This window comes from Plantactinospora veratri (genome assembly GCF_036421995.1).
GTDB classification, from domain to species: domain Bacteria; phylum Actinomycetota; class Actinomycetes; order Mycobacteriales; family Micromonosporaceae; genus Plantactinospora; species Plantactinospora veratri.
In genome coordinates, this window is the sequence record NZ_JAZGQL010000001.1 from 446,165 (window position 1) to 464,909 (window position 18,745).

An 18,745-nucleotide genomic window follows, 5' to 3' on the forward strand; every position below is an offset into this window, starting at 1 on the left:
GGACATGCCACTGTCGATGCGCTCAGCCGCCGGCTGAGCGAGGATCCGAACCGGGGAGTCCACCGTGTCACTGCCCCCGCTCGTCGAACCCGCCGCCGAGCTGACCGTTGACGAGATCCGCCGCTACTCGCGCCACCTGATCATCCCGGACGTCGGGGTCGAGGGGCAGAAGCGGCTGAAGAACGCCCGGGTGCTCTGCGTCGGCGCCGGCGGCCTCGGCTCGCCCGCCCTGTTGTATCTGGCCGCGGCCGGGGTCGGGACGCTCGGCATCATCGACTTCGACACCGTCGACGAGTCGAACCTCCAGCGCCAGGTCATCCACGGCGTGTCGGACGTCGGCCGGTCCAAGGCCGAGTCCGCCGCGTCGAGCATCCGTGAGATCAACCCGCTGGTGCAGGTCGAGATCCACAACACCGCGTTGGACCGGGACAACGTGCTGGAGATCTTCGGCCAGTACGACCTGATCGTGGACGGTACGGACAACTTCGCCACCCGCTACATGGTCAACGACGCGGCGGTGCTGCTCGGCAAGCCGTACGTCTGGGGGTCGATCTACCGGTTCGACGGGCAGGCGTCGGTGTTCTGGGCCGAGCACGGCCCCTGCTACCGCTGCCTCTACCCGGAGCCGCCGCCGCCCGGCATGGTGCCGTCCTGCGCCGAGGGCGGGGTGCTCGGCGTGCTCTGCGCGTCGATCGGCTCGATCCAGGTCACCGAGGCGATCAAGCTGCTGACCGGGATCGGCGAGCCGCTGGTCGGCCGGCTGATGGTCTACGACGCGCTGGAGATGTCGTACCGGAAGATCAAGGTGCGCAAGGACCCGAACTGTGCGCTCTGCGGTGAGAACCCGACCGTGACCGAGTTGCTGGAGGACTACGAGGACTTCTGTGGCGCGGTCTCGCCGGAGGCCGAGGAGGCGGTGGTCGAGTCGACCATCACGGCCCGGGAGCTGAAGGACTGGCAGGACGCCGGCAAGGACATCTTCCTGGTCGACGTCCGGGAGCCGGCGGAGTACGAGATCGTCCGCATTCCGGGCGCGACGCTGATCCCGAAGGGCGACATCCTCTCCGGCGCGGCGCTGGCCTCGCTGCCGCAGGACAAGCAGATCGTGCTGCACTGCAAGTCCGGGGTACGTTCCGCCGAGGCGCTGGCCGCGCTGAAGGCCGCCGGCTTCCGGGACGCGGTGCACGTCCAGGGCGGGGTGCTCTCCTGGATCAAGCAGATCGACCCGTCCCTGCCGGCCTACTGACCGACACCGGGCCCGGCCCGGTACCCCGACGCGGGGCAGTTCCTCTCCGGAACTGCCCCGCGTCGCGCTTCTGGCTGCACCCTTGCTGCCTTGTGTAGTAGATGTACTATCTCCTCGCGTAGAGATTAGACGAGGGGGTGTAGATCTATGACCATCGCCGAGACTCCGGGCCGGACCTCCGAGCCCGCCGGGTCACCGGTCGAGCAGCCCGTGCTGGACGTCCGGGATCTGCGGATGCGTTACGGCAGCACCGACGTGCTGACCGGGGTAACGTTCACGGCCCGCCCCGGTGAGGTGCTGGCGCTGCTCGGACCGAACGGCGCCGGCAAGACGACCACCATCGAAATCCTGGAGGGTTTCCGGATGCGGTCGGCCGGTGACGTCGCCGTGCTCGGCGTGGACCCGGCGCACGGCGACGAGCGGTGGCGGGCCCGGCTGGGCGTGGTGCTTCAGTCCTGGCGCGACCACGCCAAGTGGCGGGTACGCGAGCTGCTCGCCCACCTCGGCTCGTACTACCGGCCCTACTCGACCGACCGGATCCGCCGCCCCTGGGACGTCGACGACCTGATCGACGCGGTGGGGCTGAATCCGCACGCCACCAAGCGGATCGGCCAGCTCTCCGGTGGGCAGCGACGCCGGCTGGACGTCGCGATCGGCATCGTCGGCCGCCCCGAGCTGCTCTTCCTCGACGAGCCCACGGCCGGGTTCGACCCGGAGGCCCGGCGCGAGTTCCACGACCTGGTGCACCGGCTCACCGACCTGGAACAGACCACGATCCTGCTCACCACGCACGACCTGGACGAGGCCGAGAAGCTGGCCGACCGGATCCTCATCCTGGCCGGCGGCTCGATCATCGCCGACGGCTCGGCCGAGCAGCTCTCCCGGCGGATGTCCTCGGAGGCCGAGGTCAAGTGGAGCCGGGACGGACAGCGGTTCGTGCACGCCACCGCCGATGCCACCAGGTTCGTCCGGGAGTTGTTCCAGCAGTACGGCGACGCTGTCGCCGACCTTGAGGTCAGGCGGGCGAGTCTGGAGGACACCTACATGGCACTGGTCCGCGAGGTCGAGTCCGGGCGGAGCCTCGCCACGCTGCGCGAGTTCGAGGAGGCTGGCCGGTGAACCCGACGGCGCTCGCCCTCCGGGCCGGGGTACGACGCGGCTGGATCGAGGTACGGCAGAGCCTGGTCAGCGTGCAGGACCTGTGGAACTACTTCTTCCCCAACCTCTCCTTCCTGGTCGTCATGTTCTTCATGCGGGACGCCACGGTGCCCGGCACGAACTTCTCGCTCGGCGCCCGCACGCTGCCCAGCGTGCTCGGCGGCGGGCTGGCGTTCGGGGCCCTGGTGACGATGATGATGGCGCTCACCGTGGAGCGCGAGGACGGCACTCTGCTGCGGGCCAAGGCGATCCCGAACGGGATGCTCGGCTATCTGGTCGGCAAGGTGGTGCAGGTCTCCGGGATGACGCTGATCAGCTCCGTCATCCTGGTGGTACCGGGAGTGTTGCTGGTGGACGGCGTGCAACTGCGCGGTCCGGGCGCCTGGCTGACCCTGCTCTGGGTGCTCGTCATCGGCCTGGTCGCCTGCCTGCCGCTCGGTGCGATCCTCGGTTCGCTCTTCGCCAACCCCCGCAACGTCGGGGTCATCATGCTGCCTATCATGGGCCTCGTCGCGACCTCCGGGATCTTCTACCCGATCACCTCCTTTCCGGTCTGGTTGCAGTGGATCGGCCAGGCTTTCCCGGTCTACTGGCTGGGCCTGGGCACGCGGTCGGCGCTGCTGCCGTCCGAGCTGGCGGCGGTGGAGATCGGCGGGTCCTGGCGGCACCTGGAGACGTTCGGCATGCTCGCCGGCTGGGCCGTACTGGGCCTGGTGGTGGCGCCGATCGTGTTGCGCCGGATGGCCCGGCGGGAGTCCGGTTCGAGCGTCGCCGCTCGGAAGGAGAAGGCGATGCAGAGGATCAACTGATGAGCGAGGCGATCTACAACCGCATCGCGGTGCTCCGGGCCGAGCGCGGGATCTCCCGGCGGGATCTCGCCGACGCCCTCGGGGTGCACTACCAGACGGTCGGCTATCTGGAGCGCGGCGAATACAACCCGAGCCTGCACCTGGCGCTGCGGATCGCGCGGTATTTCGAGGTCCCGGTGGAGGTGGTCTTCTCCACCGAGCCCTTTCCCCGGATCGGCGCCGCCGAACGGGCCACCGCCTGAGCCGCCGAACGGGACACGGCCCGAGCCGGCGGTGCGGGGGGTCGACGGCCGTTGGTGGTCAGACCAGCAGCACGAGGTCGTCGCGGTGCACGACCTCGCGCTCGTAGCCGGGCCCGAGGGCGGCGGCGAGTTCCGAGGTGGAGCGGCCGAGCAGGCCGGGCAACTCCACCGCGTCGTAGTTGACCAGACCCCGGGCGATCGCCGCCCCCGCGTCGTCCACCAGGTCCACCGGATCACCGGCGGTGAAGGCGCCGTCCACCGCCGTGATCCCGGCCGGCAGCAGCGACTTGCGCCGGGCCACCACCGCCTGCACCGCGCCGGGGTCGAGGTGCAGCCGCCCCCGGGGTGAGGTCGCGTGGGCCAGCCAGAAGAGCCGGGCCGCCGGGCGTTGGCGTACCCGGTGGAAGAAGGTGCCGACCGGCTCGCCGGCCAGCGCCGCCGGTGCCAGCGGCGCGGCGGTCAGCACCACCGGGATGCCGAACCCGGTGGCGATCCGGGCCGCCTCCACCTTGGTGACCATGCCGCCGGTACCGATCCCGGCCCGGCCGGCCCGGCCGACCGCCACTCCGGCGAGATCCTGCTCGTCACGGACCTCCTCGACACGTGCCGTGCCGGGGCGGGCCGGGTCGCCGGTGTAGAGGGCGTCCACGTCGGAGAGCAGCACCAGCAGGTCGGCGTGGACCAGCGCGGCCACCAGGGCGGCGAGCCGGTCGTTGTCGCCGAACCGGATCTCGTCGGTGGCCACCGTGTCGTTCTCGTTGACGATCGGCACCGCGCCGAGGTCGAGCAGCTTGCGCAGCGTGCGGTAGGCGTTGCGGTAGTGCGCCCGCCGGGTCACGTCGTCGACGGTGAGCAGCACCTGCCCGACCGTGCGGCCGTGCCGGGCGAGACCGGCCGAGTAGCGGCCGATCAGCAGCCCCTGCCCGACGCTCGCCGCGGCCTGCTGGGTGGCGAGGTCACGCGGGCGGGCGGCCAGCCCGAGCGGGGCCAGGCCGGCGGCGATCGCCCCGGACGAGACCAGCACCAGCTCTCGGCGGTCCGCCGGGACGACCCGCTTGCGGCCCACCCCGGACGGTCGGGCACCGGGCTCCGTCGAAGGGGCGCCGGCCGACCCGCCGGCCAGCCAGCCGGCGAGTACGTCGGCCAGCGCGTCGACCCGCGCCGCGTCCAGGCCACCGGCCGCGGTGGTCAGCGAGGACGAGCCGACCTTGACCACGATCCGGCGAGCTGTGGTAACTGCTTCCCGCACCCGCCCATTCTGCGGTGCCCGGATCGGCCCGCCCCGCCGGCCCGCCCCGCACTCCCATATCGTGGCAGCTCATGACCCCCGAGGAGTACGTCGAAGAGGTGCTCGCGCTGGTCGAGCGGATCCCGCCCGGCCGGGTGATGTCGTACGGCGCCATCGCCGACCACCTGGCCGACCGCTCCGGCCGGGCGTCGGCCCGGCTGGTCGGCTCGATCATGGCTCGGCACGGTGGCGCAGTGCCGTGGCATCGGGTGGTCAACTCGGCCGGCCGGCTGCCGCCGGGGCACGAGGCCGAGGCCCGGGCCCGGCTGCTGGCCGAGGGGACCCCGCTGCGCGGCGCCGGGGTCGACATGGCGGCGGCCGACTGGCAGCCGAACGACCGGCAGCCGAACGACCGGCAGCCGAACGACCGGCAGCCGGCCGACTGACCCGGCTGGCCGCCCGTCGCCGCGGTCCGCCCCGGCGGGACTCATTCCTCGCCGTGCCGGCGCCGCTCGATCCAGGTCAGCAGGATCTCGGAGATCAGGTCCATCCCTGCGCTGTCCGGACTCTCGTCGTCCGCGTAGAGCCGGTCGAGCATGGGGCGTACGTCGTGCAGCGGATCGGGCTCGCCGTCGGCGTCGTACCCGGCGACGCCACGGAGCACACCGTCAGACCCCGGGTGCGTCATAGCCCGCCACCCCCACTCCGCGCAGCGGTGAACTTCCTGTTCCGGCCGTGGCACCGAAGATTGTGGCGATGGCGCCACGTGCGGTGAGCAGAGTCCAACTGAAGTACCCGATGTACTTGACGAGTTTGAACATCTCGAACGCCGCCGCCGCCTCGGCGAAGGGTCCGCCCTTCCGGCGGGCCACCAGGATCAGTGCGATGTCGATGGCCATCTTGATGGTATCGACCACCAGCGAGGCGGTGTACATCGCGAACTCGGCGAACTCCTGGTACGTCTTGTGCACCTTGGTGAACCGCGACAACATGTCCTTGAAAACGTTGGCGAGCGCCTGGAACGTCGCGTACGCCGCCTCGCTCGCGCTGCCCTCCCAGGCCCGGTCCAGCGAGGCGAGTCCCCGGTCGATGTTCTTGCCGATCCGCTCCAGCGCCTCACCGATGGCGCGCCAGGCTCCGGCGGCCTTGCTGTACGCCTCCCAGTTGCCGGCGAAGAACCGGCCCGCCCTGTCCAGCGGATTGACCCCGGTCACCTCCTGGATGAAGTTGAGCACCGTCCCGCTGATGCTGGTCGCGTCACCGATCTTGTCGAGGATCTTGGTGGGATCGGAGAACTCCTTGTAGGCGGGCGTTCCGCCCAGCACGTCGAGCGGGTTCATGTAGTCGGCGAAGCCGGAGTGACCCGCCTCCCAACCCTCCCGGGCGGTCGGGTTGCTGTACTGGTGCTCGAAGCGTTCCTTCGCCGCCTGGTCGCTGCCGTCGTAGAGCGTGGCGGCCTTGGCCAGCTCCGCCGCCGAGCCCCGCAACGCCCGGCCGAGCTGGGTGATCAGGTTCTCGGCGTCGGCGTAGATCCGGTCGTGGAAGTTCAGCGCCTTCGCCAGCAGCCCTTCCGAGTCGATCGCCTGCATCTCCGCCCCGCACCACTCGCGCAGGTACGCCAGGACCTCGTCGTTGTGCTCGGCGTTGCGGTTGAGCAGTGCGACGTACCCGCGCAGGTCCGCGGTCTTCACCTTGACCGTCATCGCTGCTCCTCCTCCCGGGCCGCCGCCATGGCCTCCCCGCCCTCGACGCGCAGCCGTTCCCGCTCCTCCTCGGAGAGTCCGTGCCACCAGCTCGCGTACTCCTCGGACCGCTGGGCGAAGACCTCGCCGTAGACGCTCGACGCCGCCGCCTGGTAGAGCGTGATGTTGCCGGCCAGCACGTCGCGGGCCATGTCCCGGGCCAGCGGGTCACGGTCGTCTCGGGCCTGCTCCGCCAGTGACTCGCGCAGCAGCCGGTCCGCGACCGGGTCCCGCAGGTGCGGCAGCAGCGGCCTATCCACGGCGCACCCGCCGACCCCGGACCGGTTGATGGCCATCCCGATCCCCCGAGCGTCCTCCGCGACCGGCCGCTCTCGCTCCGGCCCTGTCCGACCTCTTCCCGACCATCCCGTCCTCCACTCCTGCCCTGCCCTCAACCGGAGGTTAGGTCGGAAGCCGGAACCGCCGTGACGGTTGTTCACCCCACAGGTCCGGGTGGATCTGCGGCGGCAGCGGACTGCTACAACTCGTCGAGCCGGACCAGACCGTCCTGGATGGCGCGGGCCACCAGGGCCGCCTTGGTCGAGGCGGGACGCCCGGCGTTGGCGTACCTGATCCGGACCCGGTCGAGATAGCTGTTGACGGTGCGTACGGAGAGGTTGAGCTTGCGCGCCACCATCTCCTTGGACTCGCAGGCGAACCAGTTGACCAGTACGTCGGTCTCGCGCGGGGTGAGCCGTGGCCGGTCCGGCCGGTTGTCGGTGCCGATCGCGCGAGCCATCGCCGGCGGCGTGTAGGGCAGGTTCCGGCTGGCGGTATGGATCGCCCGGACCAGGTGCTTCGGCCCCTCGGTCTTGGCCAGGCAGGCGAAGGCACCGAGGTCCAGACAGCGCAGGATGGTGTCCCGGTCCTCGCGCATCGTGTAGACGATCACCGAACGGCCGGCGTCGACGAGTCGCCGCAGGTCGGGATAGGCGGGCACCTCCCGGTTGAGCAGCAGGTCGAAGACGACGACGTCGGCGGAGAGGCCGGGATCGGTCCAGGCCACCGCCGGAGTCGTACCCGAATCGAGAACCTCGATCGGCGGATCGGCCGCGGCACACCAGGCACGGATGCCGGTGACGATCGCCGGGTGGTCGTCGATGACCACCGCCGTGGTCAGCTCTTCGCCTGCCATCTGGCCTCCACCCACACTCTCGACCCGTCGACGAGCCGGGTGACGGCCACCCCGTCGGTGCCGCCGGGGCTGGCGGTCGCGGCCACCGGGTCGTCGCCGGCCGGGTCGTCGAGCCCAGCGTCGGCGACGACGCTCACAGTGACGCCGCCGGGGGAGCCGAGCAGCGTCACCCGGACCTCGGAGGTCGCGGTTCCGATGATCCGCAACGCCGGCTCGGTCAACGCCCGCCGGGCCGCCAGGGGCGGAGTCGGCCACTCTCCGCAGGTGCCGAGGTAGACCGCGACCCCGGTGCGGTCGGCCAGGTCGAGGCAGGCGCGCAGCTCGTGCAGGAGCGGATCGACCGCCTCGTCGTGTTCCGCGAAGAGTCGGCGCAGCCGGGCCGCCGCCACGGCGTAGCGGCGGCGTACCCGCTCGTCGCGCAGGTCGGCCGAACCGGTGCTCAGGTCGGTCAGCAGCGGTACGCAGGTGGTGGCGAGTTCGGCGTAGCGGGCCCGGCGGTCGGCGTGCAGGTGTTCCGCGATGGCCTCGGCGGTGCGTACCCGCTCGGCGTCGGCCGCGGCGGCGGAGGCGGTCGCCACCAGTCCGCGCAGCGTCGCGGCGCCGGCCAGGACCGGAAGCTGGCAGCCGAGCACGATCGCGGCGACGACGACCAGGTCGGCGATCTCGTGCGCCTGCCCGACCAGGGCGAGTTGGCCGAAGCTCGCGACGGTGTGCGCACCCAGGAACGTGGCCGTGGCCGCGACGCCGTGGTCGACCAGCAGGAGCAGCCCGAACCAGCCGATCACGCCGAAGGACCACTCCTGCTCCGACATCAGCGCGTCGGCGGATATCCCCGTCACGGCCAGCGCCGATGCCCCGACCACGGCCGCCACCATCACCCAGCGCGTCCGGCCCAGCGACCGGTTCCGGACGATCCGCACCCCGGCCAGCACGGCGACGGCGGTCAGCAACGCGAACGCGAGGACCTGCTGTGCCAGGCTGCGGTAGGTCCCGGCATGGGTCAGCAGCAGCGGTAGGGCGAAGCCGAAGAGCGCGGTGACGGCGATGGCGAGGGTGGCCAGGCGGAGCCCGTGCAGGAGCCTGCCCACCGGGAGGTGCCCGGCCGGCTCAGCCATCCGGCACCTCCAGCCGGATCCGGGTACCGGCACCGGGGATTGCGGTGACGACCGCCCGGCCGCCGACCCGGGCCATCCGTTCCCGGATGGAGTGCGACAGCCCGCGCCGATGTCGGGGTACCCGCTCCGGCGTGAAGCCCCGGCCCCGGTCGACGACCTCCACGAAGGTCCGGCCGGCAGCGCGCTGCACGACGAGTTCCGCCGTTCCGACTCCGGCGTGCCGGCCGACGTTGGTCAACGCCTCCCCGACGGCGGCACCGATCGCGCTGGTGCGGGCGGTCGGCAGCAGGAGCGTCGGTGGCGACCGCAGCTCCACCGTGACGGCGGCGTTCCGGGCCACCTCGCGCAGCGTCCGTACCAGGTCGGTGCTGGTCTCGGAGAAGTCCGGACGGGCGGAGATGGTCGCCAGGTCGCGGGCGGCCTGCGCGGCGAGCCAGGGCTCGGTACCGTCGACCATCCGCGCGCCGACCGCGAGCAGGGTGCTGGCGGCGGTGTCGTGCAGCACCGCCAGGTGTTCCCGTTCGTCCGCCCACCGCGCGGCGGCCACCGCAGCCTCGGACCGGGCCCGTTCGCGTTCCCTGACGGCCAGGTCGGTCTGCCGGGCACCGGCCCGGACGAGCAGGAACAGTACCCGGGACAGGCCGGCCTCCACGAAGGTCCAGAGTCCGACCGGCGCGGATTCCGACCAGGTCCCGGGCGAGGCGAGGGCGTTGCCGGCGAGATGCGCCAGCACGATCGCCGTGGTCAGCAGCGCACCTCCGGTGGCGGTGCTGAGCCACTGGTGCGCCACGGCGGTGATCGCGGCGACGGCGAGGACCCAGTTGGTGCTGTCGGCCAACGCCTCCGGCGGCACCGTCCAACGCTGGGTCAGGCACAGCAGCACGATCAGCAGGGTGTCCACCGGCACCAGCCAGCGACGGGAGTTCGATCGCAGGTACAGCACGCTCCAGGCGCCCAGTGCCGCGACCACGCCGCCAACCAACGCCCGCCGCTCCGGAACCGCCTGGAAGAGCGCGGCGCCGCCGGCACAGACCAGCGTCGCGCTGCGGATCACGACCGCGTACCGGCGGCCGAGTCGGCGCAACCCGCGTTCCGTACCGCCGATCCGTCGGGTGCCGTCGGCCGCCGCCCCGCCGTCGGTCCCTTCGGCGACGCCGGGGTCGGCGCCGCCCCGTGCCTCTGGTGGCGGTGGTGGCCGTCGCCACCGGTCCCGCACGGCCCTCACGCCCCGGATGTTAGTGCGGCGGTCAGCCCAGCAGGGAGACCGGCTGGGCGCTGCGGCGCAGGATCCGTTCCTTGTCCGGGCCGCCCGGCACGGTCACCAGCAGGCAACCGGAGCGGGGCGCGACCGAGGCCGGCGAGCCGAGCAGCTGGGCGCTGCGTACCAGCACCGCCGCGAGTTCGGTGTCGCGGATGCGTACCCCGAGGATGGTGGTCCGGACGTGCCGGCCGGCGGCCAGCAGCGCGGCGCGCCAGGCGGCGGCGGCCAACGCCTGCCGGCGGGCGTTGCGGGGCGCGGAGGCGCCGACGGCGGCCGGGTCGAGCAGGGCGGTCCGCCCCTGCCGCCAGCCCATCGACAGTACGGCGGGCTGCCCCGGTTCGGTGAGGTGCAGCCGGTGCAGTTCGTAGCGGCGGCGGACGCCCGCGGTGATCCGTTCGCTCCGGGCCGGGGTGCCGAGCCGGGCCAGCAGTTCGGCCAGCCGAGTGGCGGCAGCCTCCGAGCTGAACTCGGCCACCATGGTGGTCGGCTGCCGCCCTCCCTGCACCCGGATGCACCTGATCAGGCACGCCGCCTCGAAAGCGTCCGCCAGCGACGTCCGGTCCAGCAGGCTGGTACTGCCGGACGGCCGTAGGGGCGGCCGCGTTGAGGCGTACACCCCGGTGCTCCAGACCATCTCTGTCGCCCCCCGTACTCGCGACGACCAACTACTTTCAACGGTGGCCGTTACCGCGCCGAGGCGGTAGACATCGGTTGAAGGCTTGAGCAAAACTTGCGCTGAGTGTCGATCATCGCCGGGGTGGTGGGGTGGGCGGGGCACGGTGGCACCGACGCGTCGGCCGGGGACTGCCCGGTCGGCGGTTCGGCACGCTCGCCGTGGCGCTGGCCGTGGTAACGGTCGCGTTGCCGGCCACCGCGGGCTGCACCTCGGCGCCGGCCGAGCCGACCAGGCTGCGCATCGCGACCGGCAGCGCCACCGCCGTCTACTATGCCGTCGGTCAGTCCCTGGCCGGCATCCTCAACCGGGAGCTGCCGGACGTGACGGCGAGCGTGGTGGTGACGGCCGCGTCGGAGGAGAACGTCTCGCTGGTCTCCACCGGACGGGCCGAACTCGGCTTCACCCAGGCCGACATCCTGACCGCCGAGCCGGGCCGGGGCGCCGGGCTGAGCGCCGTCGCCCGGGTCTACGACGACCTGCTGCACCTGGTCACCCTGACCCAGGAGCCGATCCGGCAGCTGACTGACCTCGCCGGCAAGCGGGTGGCGGTCGGCGCGCCGGGCTCGGGCACCGCGGTCACCGCCGAACGCCTGCTCCGGGTGGCGAAGGTCGGCGACAAGCTGGCCGAGACGCTCCGGCTCGGCATCGACGACTCGGTCGCCGCGCTGCGGGCCGGCAAGATCGACGCCTTTTTCTTCTCCGGCGGCCTGCCGGTCAAGGCGGTGGCGGACTTCGCCGCGCAGACCCGGGCCCGCTTCGTCGACCTCGGACAGTGGGTCGAGCCGCTGCGCCGGTCCTACCGCGAGGTGTACGTCCAGCGGGACATCCCCGCCTCGGCGTACGGGTCGGCGCCGGTGACCACGGTGGCGGTGCCCAACTACCTGGTGGTGGCGACCGGCATGCCCGAGCAGCTCGTCTACGACGTGACCCGGCTGCTGATGCAGCGCCGCGACGAGCTGAGCAGCGCTCATCCGGCCGCCGCCCGGCTGAACGTCCAGTCGGCGATCACCACCACCCCGCTGGCACTGCACCCGGGCGCCGCCCGCTACTACCAGACGCACAAGCCCTGACCGGTACCGCTCACGCCTCGCCGGAGCGGAACCAGACGTCGGCGATGAGCCCGGTCGGCTCGGCGGGACGCATGGTGAGGCGACCGCCGGAGGCGTCGACGAGTACCGCCACGATGGTCAGGCCGAGCCCGGCCCCGTCGATGTTCTGGGTGTCCGGAGCCCGCCAGAAGCGTTCGGTCGACGATTCGAGCTGCGCGCCGGTCATCCCCGGTCCGTCGTCGGTGACCCGGACGACCACCCCGCCCTCGGCACGGTGCACCGAGACCTCGACCCGGCCGCCCGGGTCGCCGAACTTGACCGCGTTGTCGATCAGCGCGTCCAGCACCTGGTCGACGGCGGTACGCACCGCCCGGGCGGGCACCGGGCCGGTGACCGGGGCGAGGGTGAGGGCGATGCCCCGATGGTTGGCCAACGGCTGCCAGGCGGCGACCCGGGACGCGGCCACCGCCGCCGCGTCCACCACCACCATGGCGTGCTGGGCCCGCTCGGCGCGGGCCAGCGTGAGCAGCCCGTCGAGTACCTGGGCGAGCCGGTCGGTCTCCTCCAGCGCCAGCCGGTGCTCGTCGCGGCCGTACTCGTCGGTCAGGCTCGGCCCGAGTTCCTCGACCCGCAGCCGGAGCGCGGTCAGCGGGTTACGGAGCTGGTGGCTGGCGTGCGCGACGAAGGCCCGTTGCCGTTCCAGGGCGTCGGCGACCGCGTCGGCCATCTCGTTGAAGCTGGTGGCGAGCCGGCGCAACTCGGGCGGACCCTGCTGGGTGGGCACCCGGGCCAGGCCGTCGCCGGCCGCGATGTCGTGAGTGACCACGTCGAGTACGGTCACCGGGCGCAGCACCCAGCCGGCCAGCCGGAACGCCGTCATCACCCCGGCGGAGACGGCGAGCAGTCCGATGGCGGCCAGCGCCGCCCACCAGACGGTGACGGTCCGGCGGGCCCGCTCGGTGGCGGAGACGGTGATGACGGCACCGATCACCTCACCGCCGTCGTTCACCGGTACGGCCACCACCAGCGGGCCGACCTGCCAGGGCCAGAGCACCTCCGGCACGGTCATCTGCCGGCCGGCCAGCGCGCCGAAGATCGCCCGGTCGGTCAGCTCGGTGTCCAGCCGGGGACCGGCGGGGGCGACCACCTGGCGCCGTTCCCGGTCGATCACGGCCGCGCTGATCCCGTACAGCTCCTGGTAGCGCTGTAACTCGTCGTTGATCGCGCTGACCGCGCCGGTACGCAGGGCGGGGCCGGAGAGCGAGGCGAACCGGTTGGCGTCGGCGAGCCGGTCCGCCCGGATCCGTTCGGTCTCCCGGTTGGCGAGGGTGATCGCCAGCGGGGTCTCCAGGGCGAGCAGGACGAGGATCATGAGCAGCGAGTAGCTGAAGACCAGGCGGCGGCGCACCGAGGGCTCCGGTCACTCGGCCCGGAGTCGGTAACCGACGCCGCGTACGGTCTGCACCAGGTCGGGGTCGCCGAGCTTGCCGCGCAGCGAACCGACGTGCACCTCCACGGTGTGCCGGGCGGCGCCGGTGGTCGGCCAGACGTCGAGGACGATCCGCTCGTGCGGCACCACCACGCCCGGCTGCCGGGCAAGCGAGACCAGGATGTCGAACTCCTTGCGGGTCAGCGCGACCTCGGCGCTGCGTACCGTGACCAGCCGGGCGGCGACGTCGATCCAGATCGGGCCGACCTCGACGACCTCCGGTCGGGGGGCGCCGGCCCGGGCCCGGCGGAGCACCGCGACGATCCGGGCCTCCAGCTCGGCCATCGAGAACGGTTTCACCACGTAGTCGTCGGCGCCCATCCGCAGCCCGATCACCCGGTCGCGTTCCTCGCCGCGCGCGGTGACCGCGATGATGCCGAGCTGCGCGCTGCGCTGCCGCAGCGCCCGGCAGACCTCCACCCCGTCGCCGTCGGGCAGGGTGAGGTCGAGCAGCACCAGGTCGCAGGGGGCGGCGGCGAGTGCGGCGGCGGCGGTGCCGGCCCGCTCCACGTCGTATCCCCGCCGGGACAGGGCGGCGGCCATCGCGCCGGCCACCCGGGCGTCGTCCTCGACCAACAGGATGCGCATGCCGGCCGCTCCTCATCTGTCGTACCAGCCGCTGCGATCATCCCGCATCGGCACGCCTGAACACAGCGCGCCGGAATGCCGGCTCACTCAAGATTGGCTCAATGATCGGCGTCAGGCCGCAGTATGGGTAGGGCGCGGACGGGCTGGCTCCACCGGGACGGTTACCACCGGCCAGGGCTGTCGTTCACTGTCCGAGCGGGCGGTAGCGGAGGTGTACGACGCCGTTCCGGAACCGGCGCTCGTCGAGGAGCTCGAGGTCGGCGCGCATGCCGGTCGGCAGCCCTGGCTTGCCGCCGCCGACGACAACCGGCAGGACGAACAGCTGGCACTCGTCGACCAGCCCGGCCTTGAAGGCCTGCGTCGCGAGGTTGGCACCTCCTACGGTGAGATCGCTGCTGGCCGCGGCCTTCAGTTCCTGTATTGCGGCGGGGTCGAAACGGCGTTCGAGTCGGGTGTCGGCCGTTGACACCGCGGCGAGGGTCGTGGAATACACGACTTTGCTCGCCGCCTGCCAGGCGCTCGCGAAGTCGGCCATGAGGTCGGACCGCGCGGCCAGAGCGGCGTCGGTCTCCCAGACGGCCATCGCCTCGTACAGGCGCCGCCCGTAGAGGAGCGTGCCCGCGGACCGCAGGAGGTCGGTGTGGAACGCGAACACCTCGTCGTCGACGGGGAACCAGTCGAACGCGCCCCGTTCGTCCTCGATGTAGCCGTCAATCGATACGTTTGTCACGTAGATGAGCTTGGCCATGCCGTACCTCTCGTGGTCGATCGAACCAGATCAGGTATCGGGCCGTCGCACGACTCCCTGTCCCGGGAGGCCAGACCGACGGCCCTTACCTGTTCTACGAACGACCTGCGGCAGATCCGACACCCTGCCGGGAACGTCATCAGACTCCCGCCGATCGGCGCCCGCGATCGAGAAGCACCTGGACGGTCAACGCTGAACCGGCCCCTGGCGGGTGGTGGCCGGTCGGCGTTACACCGATCGGCCACCATCGCCGTACGAAACGGGAGCCCTGCCACACGAAAGCGGGAGCCCGCAGGCAAGATCGATGCCGATAGCATCCCGGCGCATGGACGCCGTGCCCGGCACTCGCGCCGACCTCTCCGAGTCCCCGCCCCCGCCCGCGCTGCCGCGCCGGGTGCACGCCGGGTACGCCCTCGGTTCACTGGCCACCGGCGCCTTCGGCACCGTCCCCGGTTTGGTACTGCTGCCGTACCTGACCGACACCCTGGGGGTGGCCGCCGGGCTCGCCGCCCTGCTGGTGCTGCTGCCGAAGGCCTGGGACGTGCTGGTGAACCCGGTCGCCGGGCGGATCTCGGACCGGACCCGGTCCCGCTGGGGTGCCCGCCGGCCGTACCTGCTCGGTGGTGGGCTCGGCCTGGCGGTCCTCTTCGCCGCCATCTTCGCGGCACCGTTCCCGCCCGGTCCGGCCGCCGCCGGGTACGTCGCGCTGGCGTTCCTCTGCACCGCGACCGCGTTCGCCTTCTTCCAGGTGCCGTACGTCGCCATGCCGGCCGAGTTGACCGACGACTACACCGAGCGGACCCGGCTGATGACCTGGCGGGTCGCCGTACTGGCGCTGGCGATCCTGGTCTCCGGCGCACTCGCCCCGGTGGTGGTGGCCGCCGGTGGTGACGGCGTGGCCGGGCACCGCTGGCTGGGGCTCTTCGTGGCCGTGCTGATCGCGGTCGGCGCGGTCGGCGCCTTTGCCGGCACCAGGTCCGCCCCGACCGGACCGGTGGTGGCGAGCGAGCCGAGCCTGCGCGCCCAGCTCGCGGTCGCCGCCGCCAACCGGCCGTTCCGGCTGCTGCTGATCTGTTTCGTGGTCCAGGCGGCCGGGATCGCGACCGTGCTGGCCGGGGTCAACTACTTCGCCGAGCACGTGCTGCGCGATCCGCAGACCGGCCCGACGCTGCTCTTCGGGTGTTTCGTCGGCCCAGCGCTGCTGGTGATGCCACTGTGGAGCCGGGCCGGCGCCCGGCTGGGCAAGCCCCGCGCGTTCACCGTCGCGTCGCTGATCTTCGCGGGCGGTGCGCTGGCCCTGGCCGCCGCGCCGGTGCTGCCGGCCCCGGTGGTCTATCTGGTCGTCGCGGCGATCGGCTGCGGGTACGCCGGCCAGCAGGTCTTCGGGCTGGCGATGCTGCCGGACTGCATCGCGTACGACACCGCGCGCACCGGCCGCCGTCAGGCCGGGGTCTTCACCGGGGTGTGGACGGCCGGCGAGACCTTCGGGCTGGCTCTCGGCCCGGGGATCTACGGTCTGGTGCTGCAACTCTCCGGCTACGTCTCCTCGTCGACCGGCCAGGCGGCGGCCCAGTCCGGTACCGCCCGGGCCGGGGTACTGGTCGGCTTCACCGTGTTACCGGCGCTGCTGGTCGGGCTCGCCCTGCTGGCGATGCGCGGCTACGACCTCACCCCGCAGCGGCTGGCAACCGCCTCCGACTCGAAACCACACCCGCAAGCCACCCACCCCGGCTGAACCCCAGCCACCCCGGCGGGATCTGTGTGCCGTACCCCCCGGACGACGGCAGGGATCTGTGCCGTGGTCGGGGGGTTCGAGGCGCTCACCAGGGGCGTTTCGGCTGTTACGGTGGCCGCCATGATCGACGCGTTGCCGCCGGTGGGCGTACCCGCGGACAAGGTGCTGGCCGAACTCCGCGACCTGCGCGCCGCAGACCTGCCGACGCACGGCGGCCGGCTCTTCGCCTATGTCTACGACTCCGCCGTAGCCGGGCTGGACGAGTTGGCGAACTCGGCGTACGCGCTGGCGGCGCACGTCAACGGGCTGGACCCGACCGCCTTCCCGTCCCTGCTGGCGCTGGAGAACGCCCTCGTCGGCGCGGCCGCCCAACTGCTCGGCGGCGGGCCGGGTACGGCGGCACCGGAGGTCGTCGGCAGTGTCACCGGCGGCGGCACCGAGTCGCTGATCCTGGCCGTCAAGGCGGCCCGGGACGCCCGGCCGGAGGTGACCCGGCCCCGGCTGGTGGTGCCGAACAGTGGGCACGCCGCGTTCGCCAAGGCGGCGCACTATCTCGGAATCACCCTCGACCAGGTGCCGGTCTCGGCGCGGACGCTCCGCCCCGCTCCCGGCGACATCGCCGCGGCGATCGGCCCGGACACCGTACTGGTGGCCTGCTCGGCGCCGTCCTACCCGTACGGGGTGGTGGATCCGGTCGCCGAGATCGCCGGGATCGCCGCCACCGCCGGGGTGCGCTGCCACGTCGACGCCTGCTTCGGCGGTTGGGTCCTGCCCTATCTGCGCCGGCTCGGCGTACCGGTGCCGCCGTTCGACTTCGGCCTGCCGGGCGTCACCTCGATCTCGGTGGACCTGCACAAGTACGCGTACGCCCCGAAGGGCGTCTCCGTGCTGCTGCACCGCGATCCGGAGCTGCGCCGCTCGCAGTACTTCGCCTTCGCCGGCTGGCCCGGTTACACGATGGTCAACCCGGTGATCTCGTCCACCCGGTCCGGTGGGCCGATCGCCGCCGCCTACGCCGTGCTGCGGCACCTCGGCGACGCCGGCTACCTGGCCCTGGCCGAGCGGACCCTGACGGCGGTACGCGGACTGGCCGGCGCGGTCTCCGAGGTGGACGGGCTGCGCCTGGTCGCCGAACCGGAGTCGACGGTGGTCTGCTTCACCAGCACCGATCCCGGGCTGGACCTCTTCGTCCTCGCCGACGAGCTGACCCGGCGTGGCTGGCACACCCAGCCCCAGCTGTCGTACGCCGGTCTGCCGGCCAGCATCCACCTGTCGGTGACCGCCTCGGTGGCGCCCCGGGTGGCGGAGTTCGGCGCGGATCTGCGCGCGGCGGCGACCGACGCCAGGCTGGCCGGTCCGGTGCAGCTTCCCGCCGGGCTACTGGGAACGCTCGGCACGCTGACCCCCGCGCAGCTCACCCCGGACCTGGTCACCGGGGTGGCCGCCGGGTTGGGCCTGGACCCGGCGGCCGCCGGCCGCCCGCCGGAGCGGATGGCGCCGGTGAACACCCTGCTCGACGCCGCACCGATCCCGGTCCGGGAGGCGCTGCTGGCGGAATTCCTCGGCCTGCTCCAGCGGCCCGGCTGGTAACCGGCGCCCACCGTCCGCATCGCCGCATCGCCGCAGGTACGTCGGTGCGACCGGTCAGCCGCCGGTCAGCCGCAGCCGTACCCCGATGGTGTTGTCGCCGGGCGTCTTGTCGGTCAGGAACCTGCCGTCCAGGTTGCTGCGTACCGTCAGCCGGTAGCCGTCGATCGTCCGGGTGCCGGGTGCCGGTGCCACGTCGACGGTGATCGCGAAGGTGCTGGCCTGGGAGCCGCCGGACGGGACCGTGTCGAATCCGCTGCACTCCGAGGTGCGGGTCCGGGAGTTCTGGTCGGTGTAGAAGCAGGGGCCGAAGTCGGTACCGTCGAGTCGGGTCCGTACCTCCAGCGGCTCCACCATGATCAGACCGGTGGCGTCGTACGGCTGCTCGCCCTGGTTGCGGACCACGATCTGGATGGTGCCGGCGTACCTGCCGTCGACCGGGCTGAGGGTCACCTCGGTCGGACCGGTCAGCACCAGGTCCGTCGGCCGGTCCGGCTCGGCCGGGCCGGGCTTCGGAGCCTGACCCCGGTCGTCCGGCCGGGTCGGCGCCGGATCTGCCGGGGTGCGGGGCGGCGCTGTCGGGCTGGGCGTCCCGCTCGGCGTGGCGCTGGCGGCCGGAGACGGCGACCCCGACGGGGTGGCCGACGGCGGGGCGGATGGCGCGGCGGTCTCCGGCACGGTGGTGTGGCTGGGGGTGCCGGCGACCGGTGGCTCGGGCAGCTCGGCACCGTCGGTGCCGAGCACGCCGATCACGCTGCCGGCGACGACGGCCACGGCAAGGGTCCCGACGGCGGCGACCCGGTTGCGGGTACGCCGGTAGGCGATCCGCCGGGGCGCGTCCGGGTCGGGGGCGGCGGCCCGGTCGAGTGCGTCGGCACGGAGGTCGGCGAATGCCGTGTCGAGTCGGCGGGCCGCGATCGGGTCCAGCTCGTCCACG

Annotated in this window: 20 protein-coding genes; 8 read left to right on the forward strand and 12 right to left on the reverse strand. The window is 72.6% G+C overall.

Annotated elements, in window-relative coordinates; all coding sequences use genetic code 11:
- Positions 1-43: 43 nt before the first annotated feature.
- The 4 genes from moeZ (at position 44) to V1634_RS02015 (ending at position 3,455) form a co-directional block, all read left to right on the forward strand.
- Positions 44-1,246, forward strand: a complete 1,203-nt coding sequence (gene moeZ / locus V1634_RS02000) for an adenylyltransferase/sulfurtransferase MoeZ (protein WP_331206115.1) — start codon at positions 44-46, stop codon at positions 1,244-1,246.
- A 147-nt stretch (positions 1,247-1,393) separates the two neighbouring features.
- Positions 1,394-2,365, forward strand: a complete 972-nt coding sequence (locus V1634_RS02005; RefSeq protein ID WP_407951696.1) for an ABC transporter ATP-binding protein — start codon at positions 1,394-1,396, stop codon at positions 2,363-2,365.
- Positions 2,362-3,213, forward strand: coding sequence for an ABC transporter permease (locus V1634_RS02010; RefSeq protein WP_331205975.1), 852 nt, complete (start codon positions 2,362-2,364; stop codon positions 3,211-3,213). The genes V1634_RS02005 and V1634_RS02010 overlap by 4 nt, the downstream gene beginning before the upstream one ends.
- Positions 3,213-3,455 carry a helix-turn-helix transcriptional regulator gene (locus V1634_RS02015; RefSeq protein WP_107261056.1) on the forward strand — a complete coding sequence of 81 codons (243 nt, stop codon included), beginning with the start codon at positions 3,213-3,215 and terminating at the stop codon, positions 3,453-3,455. Before V1634_RS02010 ends, V1634_RS02015 begins: the two co-directional genes overlap by 1 nt.
- A gap of 58 nt (positions 3,456-3,513) precedes the next feature.
- Here the strand turns inward: V1634_RS02015 and proB are convergent, their stop codons facing one another.
- Entirely contained in the window at positions 3,514-4,704 is a 1,191-nt protein-coding gene (proB, locus tag V1634_RS02020) for a glutamate 5-kinase (protein WP_331205976.1), read from the reverse strand.
- 71 nt (positions 4,705-4,775) lie between these two features.
- Here proB and V1634_RS02025 point away from each other — a divergent pair, with 71 nt between their 5' ends.
- A complete protein-coding gene (locus V1634_RS02025; RefSeq protein WP_331205977.1) occupies positions 4,776-5,129 on the forward strand; it encodes an MGMT family protein in 354 nt (117 codons plus the stop codon).
- Positions 5,130-5,170: 41 nt separating this feature from the next.
- On the opposite strand, the gene V1634_RS02030 is transcribed toward V1634_RS02025, so the two are convergent.
- The 7 genes from V1634_RS02030 to V1634_RS02060 form a co-directional block, all read right to left on the reverse strand.
- Positions 5,171-5,347: a hypothetical protein gene (locus V1634_RS02030; protein WP_331205978.1), complete on the reverse strand. Its 177-nt coding sequence runs from the start codon at positions 5,345-5,347 to the stop codon at positions 5,171-5,173.
- Positions 5,348-5,351: 4 nt separating this feature from the next.
- Positions 5,352-6,386 carry a WXG100 family type VII secretion target gene (locus tag V1634_RS02035; RefSeq protein WP_331205979.1) on the reverse strand — a complete coding sequence of 345 codons (1,035 nt, stop codon included), beginning with the start codon at positions 6,384-6,386 and terminating at the stop codon, positions 5,352-5,354.
- A complete protein-coding gene (locus V1634_RS02040) occupies positions 6,383-6,685 on the reverse strand; it encodes a hypothetical protein (RefSeq protein ID WP_331205980.1) in 303 nt (100 codons plus the stop codon). The genes V1634_RS02035 and V1634_RS02040 overlap by 4 nt, the downstream gene beginning before the upstream one ends.
- Before the next feature lie 218 nt (positions 6,686-6,903).
- Complete coding sequence (locus V1634_RS02045; protein ID WP_331205981.1) at positions 6,904-7,560, reverse strand: response regulator transcription factor; 657 nt, start codon at positions 7,558-7,560, stop codon at positions 6,904-6,906.
- A complete protein-coding gene (locus tag V1634_RS02050; protein ID WP_331205982.1) occupies positions 7,542-8,675 on the reverse strand; it encodes a hypothetical protein in 1,134 nt (377 codons plus the stop codon). Before V1634_RS02050 ends, V1634_RS02045 begins: the two co-directional genes overlap by 19 nt.
- Positions 8,668-9,900 (reverse strand): sensor histidine kinase, encoded by a 1,233-nt coding sequence (locus tag V1634_RS02055; RefSeq protein ID WP_331205983.1) that lies wholly within the window; start codon positions 9,898-9,900, stop codon positions 8,668-8,670. The genes V1634_RS02050 and V1634_RS02055 overlap by 8 nt, the downstream gene beginning before the upstream one ends.
- Before the next feature lie 22 nt (positions 9,901-9,922).
- Positions 9,923-10,570 carry a hypothetical protein gene (locus V1634_RS02060; RefSeq protein ID WP_331205984.1) on the reverse strand — a complete coding sequence of 216 codons (648 nt, stop codon included), beginning with the start codon at positions 10,568-10,570 and terminating at the stop codon, positions 9,923-9,925.
- 131 nt (positions 10,571-10,701) lie between these two features.
- Here V1634_RS02060 and V1634_RS02065 point away from each other — a divergent pair, with 131 nt between their 5' ends.
- Positions 10,702-11,682, forward strand: coding sequence for a TAXI family TRAP transporter solute-binding subunit (locus V1634_RS02065; RefSeq protein WP_331205985.1), 981 nt, complete (start codon positions 10,702-10,704; stop codon positions 11,680-11,682).
- Between the two features lie 10 nt (positions 11,683-11,692).
- On the opposite strand, the gene V1634_RS02070 is transcribed toward V1634_RS02065, so the two are convergent.
- The 3 genes from V1634_RS02070 to V1634_RS02080 all read right to left on the reverse strand — a co-directional run bounded on the left by V1634_RS02070 (position 11,693) and on the right by V1634_RS02080 (position 14,486).
- Positions 11,693-13,069, reverse strand: a complete 1,377-nt coding sequence (locus V1634_RS02070) for a sensor histidine kinase (protein ID WP_331205986.1) — start codon at positions 13,067-13,069, stop codon at positions 11,693-11,695.
- Between the two features lie 12 nt (positions 13,070-13,081).
- On the reverse strand, positions 13,082-13,738 hold the full coding sequence (locus V1634_RS02075; RefSeq protein WP_107261038.1) for a response regulator transcription factor: 657 nt from the start codon (positions 13,736-13,738) through the stop codon (positions 13,082-13,084).
- 184 nt (positions 13,739-13,922) lie between these two features.
- A complete protein-coding gene (locus tag V1634_RS02080) occupies positions 13,923-14,486 on the reverse strand; it encodes a dihydrofolate reductase family protein (RefSeq protein ID WP_331205987.1) in 564 nt (187 codons plus the stop codon).
- A 325-nt stretch (positions 14,487-14,811) separates the two neighbouring features.
- Between V1634_RS02080 and V1634_RS02085 the strand changes: the two genes are divergently transcribed.
- Both V1634_RS02085 and V1634_RS02090 read left to right on the forward strand, forming a co-directional pair.
- On the forward strand, positions 14,812-16,221 hold the full coding sequence (locus tag V1634_RS02085; RefSeq protein WP_331205988.1) for an MFS transporter: 1,410 nt from the start codon (positions 14,812-14,814) through the stop codon (positions 16,219-16,221).
- 120 nt (positions 16,222-16,341) lie between these two features.
- Complete coding sequence (locus V1634_RS02090) at positions 16,342-17,811, forward strand: pyridoxal phosphate-dependent decarboxylase family protein (protein WP_331205989.1); 1,470 nt, start codon at positions 16,342-16,344, stop codon at positions 17,809-17,811.
- 54 nt (positions 17,812-17,865) lie between these two features.
- On the opposite strand, the gene V1634_RS02095 is transcribed toward V1634_RS02090, so the two are convergent.
- Positions 17,866-18,744: a hypothetical protein gene (locus tag V1634_RS02095; protein WP_331205990.1), complete on the reverse strand. Its 879-nt coding sequence runs from the start codon at positions 18,742-18,744 to the stop codon at positions 17,866-17,868.
- Position 18,745 lies beyond the last annotated feature (1 nt).